The organism is Alteromonas confluentis (assembly GCF_001757105.1).
In the GTDB taxonomy this organism is placed as follows: Bacteria; Pseudomonadota; Gammaproteobacteria; order Enterobacterales; family Alteromonadaceae; genus Alteromonas; species Alteromonas confluentis.
Genome location: NZ_MDHN01000021.1, coordinates 104,197 through 118,673, shown reverse-complemented (window position 1 = coordinate 118,673; position 14,477 = coordinate 104,197). Strand labels below are relative to the sequence as shown.

16 protein-coding genes are annotated in these 14,477 nt (G+C 44.7%); 1 reads left to right on the top strand and 15 read right to left on the bottom strand.

Going from position 1 to position 14,477, the window contains the following annotated elements:
• Positions 1-29: 29 nt before the first annotated feature.
• From BFC18_RS09395 to BFC18_RS09335, 13 genes are all read right to left on the bottom strand, one after another.
• Positions 30-488, bottom strand: coding sequence for a DUF2383 domain-containing protein (locus tag BFC18_RS09395; RefSeq protein WP_070125297.1), 459 nt, complete (start codon positions 486-488; stop codon positions 30-32).
• 311 nt (positions 489-799) lie between these two features.
• Entirely contained in the window at positions 800-1,330 is a 531-nt protein-coding gene (locus BFC18_RS22025; RefSeq protein WP_070125425.1) for a type II secretion system protein, read from the bottom strand.
• Between the two features lie 152 nt (positions 1,331-1,482).
• Complete coding sequence (locus BFC18_RS09385) at positions 1,483-2,052, bottom strand: CC0125/CC1285 family lipoprotein (protein ID WP_070125296.1); 570 nt, start codon at positions 2,050-2,052, stop codon at positions 1,483-1,485.
• A gap of 5 nt (positions 2,053-2,057) precedes the next feature.
• A complete protein-coding gene (locus BFC18_RS09380; RefSeq protein WP_070125295.1) occupies positions 2,058-2,315 on the bottom strand; it encodes a hypothetical protein in 258 nt (85 codons plus the stop codon).
• Position 2,316: 1 nt separating this feature from the next.
• Positions 2,317-2,850, bottom strand: a complete 534-nt coding sequence (locus BFC18_RS09375) for a phage holin family protein (RefSeq protein ID WP_070125294.1) — start codon at positions 2,848-2,850, stop codon at positions 2,317-2,319.
• Position 2,851: 1 nt separating this feature from the next.
• Positions 2,852-3,190, bottom strand: coding sequence for a DUF883 domain-containing protein (locus BFC18_RS09370; RefSeq protein WP_070125293.1), 339 nt, complete (start codon positions 3,188-3,190; stop codon positions 2,852-2,854).
• A gap of 214 nt (positions 3,191-3,404) precedes the next feature.
• The gene (locus BFC18_RS09365; protein ID WP_070125292.1) at positions 3,405-5,504 is read right to left on the bottom strand and encodes a response regulator; all 2,100 of its coding nucleotides are present in this window, start codon (positions 5,502-5,504) and stop codon (positions 3,405-3,407) included.
• A gap of 17 nt (positions 5,505-5,521) precedes the next feature.
• A complete protein-coding gene (locus tag BFC18_RS09360; RefSeq protein WP_070125291.1) occupies positions 5,522-5,974 on the bottom strand; it encodes a response regulator in 453 nt (150 codons plus the stop codon).
• On the bottom strand, positions 5,964-7,475 hold the full coding sequence (locus BFC18_RS09355) for a sensor histidine kinase (protein ID WP_070125290.1): 1,512 nt from the start codon (positions 7,473-7,475) through the stop codon (positions 5,964-5,966). The genes BFC18_RS09360 and BFC18_RS09355 overlap by 11 nt, the downstream gene beginning before the upstream one ends.
• Positions 7,476-7,482: 7 nt before the next feature.
• Entirely contained in the window at positions 7,483-7,707 is a 225-nt protein-coding gene (locus tag BFC18_RS09350; RefSeq protein ID WP_070125289.1) for a histidine kinase dimerization/phospho-acceptor domain-containing protein, read from the bottom strand.
• A 10-nt stretch (positions 7,708-7,717) separates the two neighbouring features.
• Positions 7,718-9,052 carry a sigma-54-dependent transcriptional regulator gene (locus BFC18_RS09345; RefSeq protein ID WP_070125288.1) on the bottom strand — a complete coding sequence of 445 codons (1,335 nt, stop codon included), beginning with the start codon at positions 9,050-9,052 and terminating at the stop codon, positions 7,718-7,720.
• A gap of 167 nt (positions 9,053-9,219) precedes the next feature.
• Positions 9,220-11,046, bottom strand: a complete 1,827-nt coding sequence (locus BFC18_RS09340; protein ID WP_083272993.1) for a putative bifunctional diguanylate cyclase/phosphodiesterase — start codon at positions 11,044-11,046, stop codon at positions 9,220-9,222.
• A gap of 174 nt (positions 11,047-11,220) precedes the next feature.
• Positions 11,221-12,138, bottom strand: coding sequence for a LysR family transcriptional regulator (locus tag BFC18_RS09335; RefSeq protein WP_070125286.1), 918 nt, complete (start codon positions 12,136-12,138; stop codon positions 11,221-11,223).
• A gap of 385 nt (positions 12,139-12,523) precedes the next feature.
• Here BFC18_RS09335 and BFC18_RS09330 point away from each other — a divergent pair, with 385 nt between their 5' ends.
• Positions 12,524-12,841 (top strand): ArsR/SmtB family transcription factor, encoded by a 318-nt coding sequence (locus BFC18_RS09330; protein ID WP_170826586.1) that lies wholly within the window; start codon positions 12,524-12,526, stop codon positions 12,839-12,841.
• A 49-nt stretch (positions 12,842-12,890) separates the two neighbouring features.
• On the opposite strand, the gene BFC18_RS09325 is transcribed toward BFC18_RS09330, so the two are convergent.
• Both BFC18_RS09325 and BFC18_RS09320 read right to left on the bottom strand, forming a co-directional pair.
• On the bottom strand, positions 12,891-13,634 hold the full coding sequence (locus BFC18_RS09325; RefSeq protein WP_070125285.1) for a hypothetical protein: 744 nt from the start codon (positions 13,632-13,634) through the stop codon (positions 12,891-12,893).
• A gap of 213 nt (positions 13,635-13,847) precedes the next feature.
• Positions 13,848-14,204: a MaoP family protein gene (locus tag BFC18_RS09320; RefSeq protein ID WP_070125284.1), complete on the bottom strand. Its 357-nt coding sequence runs from the start codon at positions 14,202-14,204 to the stop codon at positions 13,848-13,850.
• Between the last annotated feature and the right edge of the window lie 273 nt (positions 14,205-14,477).

Here is a 14,477-nt window from a genome sequence, read left to right as displayed (position 1 = left end):
GGGCGCGTCGTCGGGCAGCATTGAATCAATTAAGCTTGATTGTGAATAAACCTTTTTCGCGCCGATTTAATTAGCTGAAGCTCGTCATAACACTGCAACAACCGGGTGCGGATTTTACGAAGCAACTGTGCGATATGTTGTGGCAGTTGCTCTTTTAAAACATCATCAAAATAATGCAGTACTTTACGTTCCATCGACGCCAGTTGCTCGGTAAACATCTGGTCGCTGTGTGATGTCACACGGCTAATGAGTCGAGTATATACATTTCTTGCATCGACGATAAAGTTGGAACCTGTGTCTTTCACGCCAGAGCAATGGCGGCGTAACTCAGTACAAGCCTGTTCTTTTTCTGTCAGAATACGTGTAAACATTTCTTTTGTATCGTCGCATTTAACCGCTTTAATACCTGCTTTATAAAAACGTATCCCACTCTGCAATACCTTAATAAGGTCAGCTAATTTTTCAGAGGGAATGGCGACTGATGACACTGTAAACTCCTGACGTAATAATTAACCAAATACAATAATAAGTTGCACAAATTGGGCCATTGCAAAAATGAATTGATTTTAATTAATTTATTGATTTAACAGCATAATTACCGACTCTTTGAAAGGATTAAAAGCGCTGAATTGTGCGGAGTGAAAATCTTTACAGGCTAGTATGTAAAAAATGGCAAATTTGTGGCGCAGCGCAAGGTCGATTTTTTGCACTACACCGCGAGTTTTACGGTAAGTGTTTTACGGTTAAATTTTTGTATTAAGGACGTGTTATTACACGGTACGTATTTTACAGACCAAAATTAAAGGTTGTAGATCTTCACTTCACCCGGGCTACCTGTATAGCCTGCACTTGGTTCGCTAAAATTCGTCATGTAATAAGCAAAGTGTGGCGTATTGCTGGGGTAAACCGTACCGCCACCACTCTGGCTTTTAATGTAGCCGCACACTTCGCCATAATAAAAAGCGTTCCATCCTGCAGATAATGTGTCAGTGTAATTGTTCAGCACGGTCACGGGCTCTGCGTCAGCAAAAACCTCACTCCACAGCTCTGCACAACCGACACTGTCATCGGTGGAGCCTTTCGGCCATCCATCATCGGTAAATTCAACTGTTTGACCAGAAATCGAAATACTGCTCTGGCGACGGATCTGCCATTTCGCATGTAATAGATTGACACCTGATTTAAATGCGCCCATCTGAGCCAGCGTGACAGAATCATTGGCATCGTCAGATAAATCGATGAAGCGAGGTGCTGCGGTAACGGCCAGAACGCCAAGGATGACGATAACAATTACGAGTTCGATAAGCGTAAAGCCTGCATTGTCATTCATATTTTTCATCATGGTATCGGTTTGTTGTAAAAGACAATGGCAGGATAGTTCACTGGTGGCGGAAGACCAATAGCAAAAAGCCCGGAACGGTTATGCCGGGCTTTGAATAAGTATTTGCTTTAATATGTAACGCTATTTTTTAAAACCTGCTTTTACATGGGTTTACGGGCTAACAGCTTTGCAACTTCAAAAGACTTGCTGCCTAAGGCCGTTTGAGACTCAGCCATGCGAACAAGAATGGAATAATACACGTCTTCTGTGTTTTCTGTTTGCACACGCAGCTCACCGCTCTGGTTTGGCATTGTTTGTCCCACCTCGTTACAGCCAGACATTGTGCATTGCGGATCTGTCAAAATGGGATTTTGCGAAATTTCAGGCGTTTCTTTAACAATGCGTTTGGCGACGGTATTTTTTCGCTCGATGTCAGTTTTAACAATAGTGAGATATTGAAAATCGTTTTTCTTGGCAATTTCAGCCGCACGATAAAGTGAATATTCTTGTACTAGTGACGCATCGGTGACTTCCGTTGCCCGAAACATAATGCGGTATTCATTGTCTGATAATTGCGTTGATGAGTAACCGTATTGTTTATCCGACTTCGCAGCCTGATAAGGAGTGGGTGTAAGGCTCGATACACTGCTACAAGCTGTAGCGGCAAGTAAACCCGCTCCCAGTACAACATAGCACATGCCTTTTTTTATCACTGATGCGGTAAAACTCATTATTGTTATCCTAAAAAATTGAAAAGTGCTGTCCTTGCGAACGTCATCATAGCCTGACGTTTGCGGCTAGGCGGGTTATCCGTGGTTGCGCCCTTGTAAGCGCCGGCACCAAAGCACGCCAGCAAGGTTTCTGGACGAGCTGCGAACAACTTCAACGTGACTTTAGCATGATTAACGGCAATGGCACTTTCCTGTTGCGATATAGCGTAGTTATCTTGCGCCTTATTTCTTGCCTTAATTGCAGAGTTAATAAAAACGGGCATTTTACTCATCCTTTTGAGGTTTGTTCTCAACGCCAATGCCACGAAGGAAAGTATGAATTGCTGGCATTAACGTAATGTACGCGTATGACTGCTTAGCAATCAGGAATGCACCAGCTGCAAGTCCAAGATTAATCAAGAACACAATTAGCGCGGTAACGCCGTTATGTACGTCGAAATGATGCAGGGTTAATGCGATACCTATGTTGGCAATTAACCAACAAAAACAGGCGAAGACAAAAGCTGCAAGGGTGGCGATTCCCGTCACGATAATCGACCGCTTTGCAATGTTTACTTCTGCTGCTGACAAATCGGCAAGGGCTGTGAGTTCCTGTTGTTTTTGGAATATCACCCATTGTGCGTTCGTGATCAGATCATCCAGCGACGGGTCGGACTCGTCATCAGGCGGATTGTCATCAATTTCCTTGGCCTGCTCAGGATCGAAAGAAGCCCGATCAGTAAAACTGACCGGGTCCTGTTTGCAAGCATTGCCAGTGACCATCTCTTCACTGGCGCTGTCGTTGCTCTTTTCCGTCATATTACTTCTTACGCAGTAATGACGTAACTAACATACCTGCGGCGAATGCGATACCTGCTGCTGCTACCGGATTATCGACAGCATATTTACGTACGCCTGACGATTTCCATTTGGCATCCATTTGAGCTTTGCGAGCAGCCATGTTGTCGGCAGAATCAGAGGCAGTGGCGCGTAAATTCTCTTCAGCGCGAGCAGCTGATTGCGCTAAACGGTCTACTGAATTTTGCAGAGTTGTTTGTGCTTTATCAGTAAAAGGATGAGTAGATTCGTCTACACCGTTTGTTGCTTTTTTCGCTGCACCGTTAGTCGCAGTAGTGTTTGGGGTTGCTGCGGTAGCCATTTTAAAATCTCCTTGTGGGTATATTCAATAAGGAGGGTTGCAATCGGAATACCAGATTTTAATATTAATTAAGTTGTTGATTTTAATGGTTTAAACTTAAATCGGGATAAAGGTTGAGTTTGTGAGAGAAGCGTTGTTACAAGGTTAATGTAATTATTGCAATGTTGATGTAATAAGATGCCCACTCAAATGTGGACATCTTATTACAGGTATACTAAAACAATGCTGCGAGATCGCTTCTGCTTACTGGTTTAAGAAGTGTACCGGAGATGTTGAGCTCTTCGAGTTCTGTATTGTCTGGCTCACGGCCGCTAACAATATAAATTTCCATTGCATCACTAACGGTGCGAATATTTCTTGCCAAGCTGATACCGTCATCATCCGGCAGTGTAAGGTCGAGAAGGGCGGCGTCGTAAGGGCGATGTTTAACCTTATCAAGGGCATCTTTCGCGCAATAGGCAACGTCCACGTTATGACCAAGATGACTCAGCAGAAGCTTCATCAGCTCAGCAGCATCATGATCATCTTCCACCAACAGAACCTGCTTGAGAGACGGGTCTGTCACTTCTTCTTTCGTTGCACTGGCTTGTTCTTGTTGTGGAGTAGGTGGAGTAGAAGCTGCTTCTCCATCAGGTGCACTCTCATTAAAGGCATCTTTTGTTCCCGAATAGGAAATAGATTGCATCGCTTTTTGGTAGTTAGGCTCTTCTTCTACGGAGTGACCTGAAATGCCTGGTGTGCTAATGAGGTAGCGATCTAAAATGGCAAACAATTCAGTTTTTTCAATGGGCTTACCTAATACATCATCGAAACCTTCATCAAGTAACGATTGCCTCAAACCCTTGCGGCTCGCTGCAGTAATGGCCACTACCGCCACGTTGCACTGGTGTTTACGCATGGCCTTTAGTGCATCGATACCATTCATCACTGGCATATGAATGTCCATCAACACCAGGTGATAAGGCTTGCCAGATTGCTCTGCCTGTAATACCGCTTCTAAGGCTTTAACACCGTTCTCAGCATAGGATACGGTGGCGTGGCACTGGCTGACCATGTGACCGGTAAGTTTACGTAGCTCCCGCAAGTCGTCGACGATAAGTACACGACCTGTCACATGTAATTTGTTCTTGTTCTGTTCATCAACCGTTGGGGCAGTGAGTTTGAACATGTCAAAATGTTGGTTACTGATATCACCCGGATCGATGGTAAAAGAGAACGTACTTCCGCGGCCAAAGACAGACTCAACGCTGATTTCGCCGCCCATTGTGTTCACGAGTTCGCGACAGATAGCCAAACCAAGACCTGCACCGCCATGATTAGCTCTCATGACATCTTCAATTTGCTCGAAGGGCCTGAATATGTCATCCAGTTTATTCGGCGGCATACCAATTCCAGAGTCGATTACCCGGAAAAGTAGCATCTCTTTATTGTCTTCGCGGCGTGGCGGCAAGGTTTCAACGGTAACCTGAATGGTACCGGTGTCTGTGAATTTAACTGCGTTACTGATTAGATTGATTAAGATCTGTCGAAGTCGCGTGGGGTCAGCAGAAATGAAGTCAGGTATATCATTACGAGACGATACTTCCATCGTCAGGCCCTTGTCTTTCGCTGCCAGGTTCATTAACGAATGAACGTCGGTGAGAAAGCCATTAAGGTTCACTTCGCGACGGGCTAACTCGAGCTTGTTGGCCATAATTCGCGACATATCGAGCAAGTCATTCAATAGACTAAGCAAGTGCTTGCCGTTGGTATGAATGATCGATAGCTCCTGGCTCATGTCGGCATTTGCCTTGTCATCCAATAGCAATTCGGTGTAGCCGAGAATAGACGTTAATGGCGTACGAAGTTCGTGTCCTAAGTGGGCGAGGAATTTGTCTTTCGCTTTATTCTGCTGCTCAACTTTGTGACGCTCTATTCGCTCATTTTCCATTTCCCGGCGAACCATGGCATAACGCATGGTTCGCATGAAGCGGGGCGACTCGATTTCGCTTTTATTCAAATAGTCTGCGGCACCTGCGCGCATGACCATATCATCAACCTGACTGTCAGTCTGGCCAGTAAGTATGACCACAGGAACCGTAATACCTGCAGCTTTAAAGGTGGCCATAACATCCAGTGCGTTTTCTGCACCAAGAATGTAATCCAGCAAGCAAATATCAAAGGTGCGTTTCTGGAACGCATCAATTGCGGCTTTGCCGTTTGTCACCCACGTAATGTGAAAGCGGGGTTCATCACACTGTGACATGTAGTCGGCGGTGAGGAAGTAGTCGTCCTCATCATCTTCTACCAGCAAAACCCGTATAACTTCAGACACGATTAATTCCTGTTTATTTAATCATGGGGTAACTCAACAAACTCAATCCAGTAGCGGCCTAACGCGCGCATCAGGTCGACCAATCCTTCAAAGTTTACCGGTTTGGTAATATAAGAAGCACAACCAAGGTCGTAACCTTTCAGCATGTCTTCTTCTTCTTTTGAGGTAGTTAGGATCACAACGGGAATGCCGCGCAGTGACGGATCTGCTTTAATTTCTTGTAACGCTTCGCGGCCATCCTTACGAGGCATGTTTAAATCAAGCAAAATCAGACTGGGACGGGGCGAGTCTTTCGGATCGCTGTACTTGCCCTCGCGGCGTAGAAATTCTAGCAACTCTACACCGTCTTCTACGCAAAAGAGGTTATTGAGTACGCGGCTTTCTTTCAGTGCGTCTAACGTTAACAAACGATCATCTTCGTCATCGTCTGCCATGAGAATATTTATGGGTGTTGAATGTTTAAGAGACATTGCTTAAAACTCCTTCACTGCCAGCGGCGAAAGGTTCACCGTCAATAGGGATAATGATGACAAACCGAGCGCCTTTGCCCGGTTCGCTAAATGCTTTAATGGTGCCATTATGACGTTCAACAATGCGACGGCATACGGCGAGCCCTATCCCCGTTCCCTTGTAGGCGCTGCGGCCGTGCAGACGCTGGAACGGAGCGAATATTTTTTCTGCAAATGACTGTTCGAAACCAATACCGTTGTCTTCGAAAGTAAGGGTAACCCACTCATATTCGTCTTTCATCAGGTTGTTTGCCAGTTCATCTTCCGTAGAAGGAGCGGCCGTAATGGTAATGAGCGGTGGTATTGCTTCAGAACGAAATTTGAGGGCATTCGAGAGCAGATTCAGAATAAGTTGTTCAATCTGTGATTTATCGCATTCGATAGTAGGTAAAGCACTGACATTTATTGTTGCATTACATTCTTCAATGGCGATTTCGAGATCACTGGTAACATCATCAACGATGGCATTTAAATCTGCACTGCTAAACTCTTTGCCTCGGGTCGTTACCCTCGAAAATGCCAGTAGATCGCTTATCAACATGGACATTCGTTCTGCTGCATTAAGCATGCGCTGAAGAAAGTCGCGGCCACGTTCATCCATGACTTCAACGTAACCTGCCTCGAGACGATTACCAAACGCGCGAATTTTTCGCAGTGGTTCCTGTAAATCATGAGAAGCGACAAACGCAAAATCTTCGAGTTCACGGTTACTTCGAGAGAGTTCGTCTGCAAACAGCTTTAATTCCTGGGTGCGTTGCTCAATTTTATCTTCCAGTTCTTCATTGTATTCCTGCAACTCAAGCTGATGTTTGAGATTATCTCGCATGTTTAGCCGCAGTAAGATCAGAATGGCGATGATGAGTAAGCCTGTGGTGACACCCGAAATAATCAAGGTATTCACAGAGTCGGCACGAAGTTTCATCAAACTGGCTAAGTGTTGCTCTTGCGCATCCCTCTCCGACGAATCAATAAATACATAGCGTCTATCGAACTCATCATATAACTTAAGCCCAAGATCAGTATTTAACATTTTTATTGCAGCTTCGTATTCTCCCTGACGGGTGAGCTCAACTGTCTCGATTAACTCATTCAGTTTGGATTTCGTCAGCGTAATCAGATCGTGGATATTCTCTTCTTGCTCGGGGAGATTACTATCCAGCGAGGCATTTTCTACTTCGTTGAGTAATTCGGTGAGGTTGTTTAACGTGACGGTATAGTCGTTGAGGTAAGACTCATCTTTGGTTAGCAAGAAACCACGCTGACCTGATTCTGCACGGAGTACCGCAACATGCAACTTATTAATAGCATTGATGACGCGGTTCGTACTAAAAAGTTGGCGCTCTAAGGAGGCCAGCTCATCTAGTGTGCTTATCACGTAAAATGCATTTCCGGTGATGATAATGATGATTATCGTCACCAGAGAAATCCAGCTATATGCCGACTGAACTACTTTATTCAGCATGAACTAATTATTCCGTTTTGCCATTTGCGAGCTCTTCCATCATTTCAGCCAGTGCATGACTGCAATCTTTGGTGCTTGCAATAATTTTATCCAATGCATCCTGTGCTTTTTCTGCCGGTATGTCGCCGTTCAAGGCCATCTTTACTAGCTCGGCCTGCATGGATATTCTATTTAACGGTTTACGAGCATCGTGGACCCAACGCGCAATTGCACCAATTTCTTCGTCTTTCATCTGCGTAACCTTACGATTCGTCTTTACTTAAGTCGCCGTAAGCGTGCAGGCGGTTGTACAGTGTCTTTGTGCTGATCCCGAGCATTTCAGCAGCCAATGTTTTGTTGCCATTCACTTTTTCCAACGTGGCATAAATCAATTCTTTTTCCACATCTTCAATGGTTCGTCCGGCTTCCAACGCTGGCGAGGTCGATTGCTTCTTCGCAAACGGAGATTCGATGGTTTTTGGTAGTTCGATATCGGTTTTGTCCGGATCGCTCATAATGCCCGCACGATGCACAAAATGGCGTAACTCACGGACATTACCAGGCCAGTCATAGGTCATCAGGTTGTCTAATTGCGTCTCTTCCCATTCAAACCGGGTACCATTTTCTTGGTTAAAATCGGTAATGAACTGAGACGCCAGTAATGGAATGTCTTCTTTGCGCTCTCTAAGAGGGGGAATCGTAATGGGGAATACCGCAAGACGGAAATAGATATCTTCCCGAAGCACCTTGCTCTCTGCGATTTCTTCCATTTTACGGTTGGTGGCAGATACTACGCGACAATTAACCGGAATGGTTTTTGTACCACCGACACGAATGACTACTTTATTTTCCAACACCCGCAACAAGTTAGGCTGCATATCGATTGGCATTTCCGTAATTTCGTCTAAGAAAAGGGTCCCGCTTTCAGCTTGCTCGAATACACCTTCCTTACGGTTAACGGCACCGGTAAACGCGCCTTTTTCATGACCAAATAATTCACTGCCGATCAATTCTTTAGAAAACGCGCCGCAGTTAGTTGCGATATACGGGCCGGTGACGTCAGAAGCCGCATGAATCGATTCTGCGACGACTTCTTTACCCACACCACTTTCACCAAGAAGCATCACGTTTGCACTGGTTCGGCTTACTCGCTCAATAAGCTTATAAAGCTCTTTCATTGGGGCAGATTCGCCAATCAAGTGACCAAAGTACTTCTTAATACGGGGGCCGCCGGAGTTCGGCTTCTCTTTCTTACCTGTTAAGGCAGCTTCAATGTCTTCACGTTGAATGGGCTTAACCAGGTAATCGATATTCGGGCCGCATAATCCTTTAATAATGCCGCGTACGGAAGGGTGACCAGTAATAAGTGTCACTTTCGGGCGTTTGGGTAGCGCGTCGAGCTCGTCAAAAAGATGTACGCCACTGCCGTCAGGTAACATAAAATCGAGCAGGATATGGTCGAAGGTTTCTTTCGTGAGCCATTCCCGGGCTTCAGCCAAATTGGCTGCGGTGAGGATATCATGTCCCAGGAATTCGATAATGGTGCAGGCAACCTCTGTAAATTCCGGGTCGTCATCCACAAGTAAAACAGTTAGCACGCGCTAGTCCTTTATTAATTTTTCTCGCAATATATGTATTACAACTTCACAGAAGTTTAAGATCAACTTCTGCGGCACAGATTTTGAAGGCAAAACGTAAATAAATCAGGTCTAAGCGCTGGATTCGCTTTCAAGTGATTAAAATCAGCAGGTTATATAAGCTTTTTTCACTGAGTAAGCCGTTCGTGACCGTTCAGATTGATGGTGATTTCACTGGCTGGTACAGGTCGACCATAGAAATAGCCTTGTACAATATAACAATGTAGTTGTTCGAGTACGTCTGCTTGTTCTTGAGATTCAACGCCTTCTGCGACGATTTCAATATTAAGATTACGGCACAGTGAAACAATGCCTTCCACAATTTTTGCGTCGCGAGGTTCGTGGGTAATGCCAGCGATAAATGATTGGTCTAACTTCACGGTATTGATATCGAGTTCGCGAAGATAAGCAAACGAGCTCATGCCGGTACCAAAATCATCGATAGAGGTTTTAATGCCCATCTCCCGGAAGTTGGCCAGCACTCTGCGACTTACTGCAATATCAACCATTGTGGCGCTTTCTGTAAGTTCAAATTCTAGTAGCTCAGGCTTTATGTTCGACTTATCTAACAATTCCCGCACGAAAGGGATAAAAGCGCTATCCAGCAGGTTGTAGGCCGAGAGATTAACCGATACGGGCAATTCATAACCTAGTGCAGACCACGCCTTGATTTGTTTAACTGCAAGTTCGAGGGTGTAGCGGGTGAAGGCGTGGATAATGCCGCTTTGCTCAACTAAATCAATGAAAAGCCCCGGCTGCAATAAGCCCTCGTCAGGGTGATTCCAGCGAACAATGGCCTCAACACCGGCTAAACGTTTTTGGCGGATATCTACCTTAGGCTGGTAATAAAGAACAAATTCATTATTCGTTAGGGCAGAGCGCAGTTGCCCGCGAAGCGTCACTTTTATTGTGCTGTTGTACGCTAACCGGTCATTGTAAATCTGCACACCTAAACGGAGTCTCTTGGCGCGGTGCATGGCATTTTCAGCATTGCGTATTAGCATTTCCGGGTGATGACCATGATCCGGATAGCGAGCAGCACCAATACTGCAACTGATCTCGAATGCGCTGTTGCCAATAAAAAGTGGCTCTCTGCACTGGTAAAGAAGGGTAAATGCGCGGTTTAAAATTTCGTCTGATGCAACGTCTGGCAGACAGATAATAAACTCATCACTGCGATAATGATAAACCGTGGCGGTTTCTTCAACAAGGCCAGACAAACGCTGGGCAAACGCAAAAAGCATTCTATCGCCCATACTGTGCCCTAATGCATTGTTAATTTCACGGAAACGGTCCAAATCGATAAAAAACAACGCCCCATTACCTTCGTTAAACACCGTGTTCGCAAGCAGAGCATTCCTGTTAGCGAGTTTGGTCAGCGGATCTTCCAGTGCAAGTTGTGCGAGCTTATCGTTTGCAGTCTCAAAACGTTTGGCGATAAATGCCGACATCAACAGGGCTATCCATACCGCAATCCAGAAGGTAATGAATGCCGCGATGGAAAGGGTATTAATAATTTCTGATGAGACAACGGTCTGATCTTTTGTGCGCCAGATGATAGTTAACGGGTCATTATTTTCGGATGAAGGAAAATATTGACGGTAGTAGCGCTGATTATTGATTTCACGAAATTTGTCGGGTGTGCTGTTAAGCTGGGAAACGGTGCTGCTGTCTATGTCGGCCCGTTGGAACAACAATGTCGTGTTGTTAAATACGGCAACTACACTGTCTGGAATGATGGTTTGCGGTTCGGTTTCTAACGTAATTGCTTTGGCAATTAGGGGCCCTTGTTGGTTGAAGTATTCGGTTTCAAAGTCTCGCTCCAAATCCATCAGAATACCGTGCCCAAGGTAGGTAATGATGCCTATGAGCAACGTCGACAATCCAATCGAGCCCATTAATAGTCGCTTACGCAAGCTGGCTTTGTTGTGTTGAATCTCGACGATATTTGCCATGTTGAGTATTTATTTAGGTCGTGTTTCTTCGCACAGACTTTGCGCTATGAGACTAAAAGGCAGGGCATTAAGGAATGACATCTATTTCCTGTTGTTTTTATTATAGGGAAGTTTAGCTTTTATACCCTGTAATAAGGCGTCAGGCAAATGAAGCTGAAAAACTGTACACCGGCGCTAGAGACTCAGAAAACCTTCTGCCTCTGCAGTGGGAAGGGTCATCGACTGATAGCGTAATTCACCAATAAAGGCCCTGGCCGCAGGCCCGAGTCGGTCTCCGTCTTCGAAGCACAGATATAACAGCCCTTTGCGCACACCACTTTTATCCAACGGTAAAGGTTTCAGCAATCCCTGGTTTAACTGGGGCTTTATAATTGCTAATGGAAGCCAGGCAAAACCGAGCCCCTGACAAATGATGTCTACCGAGGTTCTAACATGACTGACTGTCCAGCGCTGGTCGGCACCGAGCCAGCCTGATTCTGCTTTTCTTTCCGCAGAAGAGTCGCGTACCACAATTTGACGATGTGATTTAAGATCTTCAATAGTGAGAGGACGGTTCAGCTGGTGTAGCGGGTGATCGGGGTGCGCTACGGCAACAAACTCTATTTCGCACAAATCTTCGCTGAAGCCATTCTTAATGGCAAAGGGAGATATGGCAATATCCACTTCAGCAGATTTTAGCAGTGAGTTGGCTCCATTGAGTACTGTTTCCATCAGTTCAATACGTAAAAGCGGATATTCCTGGGAAACTTTGTTCAACACCTTATAGAGCAGAGTAGGAGGAAAAATAATATCAACGGCAATCCGAAGCTGTGTTTCTGTTCCGCATTGCAGATTGGCAGCCACCGCTTCCAATTTGTGTGCTTCATCAAGTAGAAAGTTAGCTCGGCGCAGCATAAGTTCACCGGCTTCTGTCAGCCTTACCCGACGACCGTCATTCTCAAACAACGGGATACCGAGGGCGGTTTCAAGTTTGTGAACCGCATGGTGAACGCTAGACTGACTTTTATGCACTTGTTGTGCTGCCTGATTGAAGCCGCCAGCTTCTACGACAGCCTGAAACATTCGCCACTGCTCTAAGGTTGCTTTCAACATAACTTTTTCAGATTTATTAAAAACTAAAGTTTACCCGACAATGCCAAGAGAAAAAACAGCGCAAGTGCTGTCTTTATGCTAATAGCATCATGGAGTTCGACGTTCCCGGTAAATTTGGAAAGCGAAATATTGATATTTGTCTATAGCTCAATTGCTGACCATATCATATTTCTGCTTGTTTAACTGAAGGGGCGAGATGTGTATGAACAATAGTCACCGGATTAACTCTAGCTACATAAAACGTAAAGTTAATCTTATATATGTTGCCATAAATAGACAGCGGGTTACTTTCAGTGGGTTATAATTCGCGATGAATCCTCTTGATGATTGAGAACCATTCGCGTTTAATTGACCGTGGTTTCCTAGAATAAGAAGTAGAACTACCATGACAGCAATTAAAGAAGAAATTAATACCGAAAAATTGTTGGCCCACGCAGCTGATGCCGAGCGATTCCTAAAACAATTATCCAATAAAACGCGCCTTATGGTGCTTTGTTCTTTGTTAAAAACTGAATATTCAGTGTCTGATTTACTTACCCGAATTCCTGTTACCCAACCTGTGTTATCTCAACACCTTGCGCTTTTACGTGAAGCAAAAATGGTTGCAACGCGCAGAGACGGTCAAACTATTTATTACAGTTTGGCTGATGAGCGTGTAAAACAAACCATCGGGATGCTTTATCAGTTTTTCTGTGCAGAATAATCAGTAAAGGCGGATCTACTCCGCCTTTTTTCATTTTTCATATTCTTTGTTAGCCCGAAATTTGAGCCTGATTCACCAAACTTGTCAGGTAATCGGAATCATCCAACCTTTCATCATCCACTTCTGGTAACGCCTTCAATACTTCATGAGATAGGGTGATATTCACCTTATGTGCCGACCAGTCTATGTCCTTTATCATTGCCGTTGATAGCGCTACTTTCTTACCTCCAGGTAACCAATCACGACTATCAACGATAAAGAGTGTGACCTGCCAGTTGTGCTTATCAATAATGAAGTCACAGATGTGGCCGCTGTCTTCGTCATTTGTACTTACTGTGTAGCCATCAATTTCGTCACATGAGCGCAGGTGGTTGGCGCCAGGACGTTCAATTTCTTCGATATCTTCCTGCATATTTTGTTGGTGAGCGAGTTCGGTGGGATGTGAAAAGTCGCCCCATGCACCCGGACCAATCCAGTAATAGCCATAACCGAAGTATTTAAACAGGATTTCTTCATACTCCCGTGACAGTGGCTTATGCTCATCAATTGAAGGGCTGTCTTTGAGCGCCTGCTTCGTCATGTTTACATGCAGTTTCTCTTCCGTGGTATTAACTTCCAAAAGCGAGATAGGAGACAGTACCACCTTACGGCCGAGTGGCAGCCATTTATGGGTATCTGCAACAAAATAGCGGGTAACATAATCCTGATCGTCAAAAAACACGTCCTTGCATTGCCCGATATCACCGTCTCTAGCATGAATACCGAAATGTTTTAATGAGGAAAATGCAATCATTCCTGTTGTCCTTATAGTTCTTGAATCACGATGTCAGCTTTTACTGCAAGCCTTTATGCTGTTTCGTAAGGGGCATCAGAACAGATCACAATTTTTGTGAGAGATAACAGGTAGGGAAGAGATTTAGGTGGGTGAGCAATCAAAGTAAACCGCCACAGCGTTGCTCTGGCGGTTTAATGTAAAAGGAAGCTTGCTGAAAACGCGAGTGCGAAATCAGGCTACATCAAATTCCTCGTCGGAATAGTCGTCATCAAATTCTGACGCATTGCTGGCAGAGCTGTGCAAGGTGTAAAAATGCTTTTTGCCTCGGGCAAGGTGCACGTATTTTTGCCAGGCCTTTTCCAGTGCATTTTCTGCAGGCACGCTACCTGATACGAAAGCAACAAAGTGTTTTTCGTCTTCGGTTTCGGCTTGCAGTGAACCGGTTTCTAATTCAGAAAGAATTTTTCCGTGTCTGCTTAGCAGGTCAGCTTCGGAAATACTAAAGTCTCCAGATTTTTTAAATCCGTAAGGAAATTTAGCGCGATCGATAAAAGGTTTTGGAGCAGGGCGAATATCAAACGTTTTCATGGCGAAGTCTCGATAAGGAGTGAACTCAGCAGACTTTTAAATCAATAAAACCATCATGGGAAACAAAAAATTTTTACCGTTAGGACAAATAATTTTTTTGAACTGTTTAGACCTACCGAAGTTGTCGAAAGGAAGCTTTTTCCTGTCGTTTGCATGCACAGCCAAACACAAACAGCATAGCGAACGGACATGGATTCTGGATAGTCCCTGAGCATATTTTATCCAGTTAAATTTATCATCGTGACGATGAATAATTTTTGTTTCCTATTTTCT

Bases quoted from the DNA above. Each gene is read 5' to 3' on its own strand.
- BFC18_RS22025 (WP_070125425.1), bottom strand. From the start codon at position 1,330: ATGAATGACAATGCAGGCTTTACGCTTATCGAACTCGTAATTGTTATC.
- BFC18_RS09385 (WP_070125296.1), bottom strand. From the start codon at position 2,052: ATGAGTTTTACCGCATCAGTGATAAAAAAAGGCATGTGCTATGTTGTA.
- BFC18_RS09380 (WP_070125295.1), bottom strand. From the start codon at position 2,315: ATGCCCGTTTTTATTAACTCTGCAATTAAGGCAAGAAATAAGGCGCAA.
- BFC18_RS09375 (WP_070125294.1), bottom strand. From the start codon at position 2,850: ATGACGGAAAAGAGCAACGACAGCGCCAGTGAAGAGATGGTCACTGGC.
- BFC18_RS09370 (WP_070125293.1), bottom strand. From the start codon at position 3,190: ATGGCTACCGCAGCAACCCCAAACACTACTGCGACTAACGGTGCAGCG.
- BFC18_RS09360 (WP_070125291.1), bottom strand. From the start codon at position 5,974: ATGTCTCTTAAACATTCAACACCCATAAATATTCTCATGGCAGACGAT.
- BFC18_RS09355 (WP_070125290.1), bottom strand. From the start codon at position 7,475: ATGCTGAATAAAGTAGTTCAGTCGGCATATAGCTGGATTTCTCTGGTG.
- BFC18_RS09350 (WP_070125289.1), bottom strand. From the start codon at position 7,707: ATGAAAGACGAAGAAATTGGTGCAATTGCGCGTTGGGTCCACGATGCT.
- BFC18_RS09340 (WP_083272993.1), bottom strand. From the start codon at position 11,046: ATGGCAAATATCGTCGAGATTCAACACAACAAAGCCAGCTTGCGTAAG.
- BFC18_RS09335 (WP_070125286.1), bottom strand. From the start codon at position 12,138: ATGTTGAAAGCAACCTTAGAGCAGTGGCGAATGTTTCAGGCTGTCGTA.
- BFC18_RS09330 (WP_170826586.1), top strand. From the start codon at position 12,524: ATGACAGCAATTAAAGAAGAAATTAATACCGAAAAATTGTTGGCCCAC.
- BFC18_RS09325 (WP_070125285.1), bottom strand. From the start codon at position 13,634: ATGATTGCATTTTCCTCATTAAAACATTTCGGTATTCATGCTAGAGAC.
- BFC18_RS09320 (WP_070125284.1), bottom strand. From the start codon at position 14,204: ATGAAAACGTTTGATATTCGCCCTGCTCCAAAACCTTTTATCGATCGC.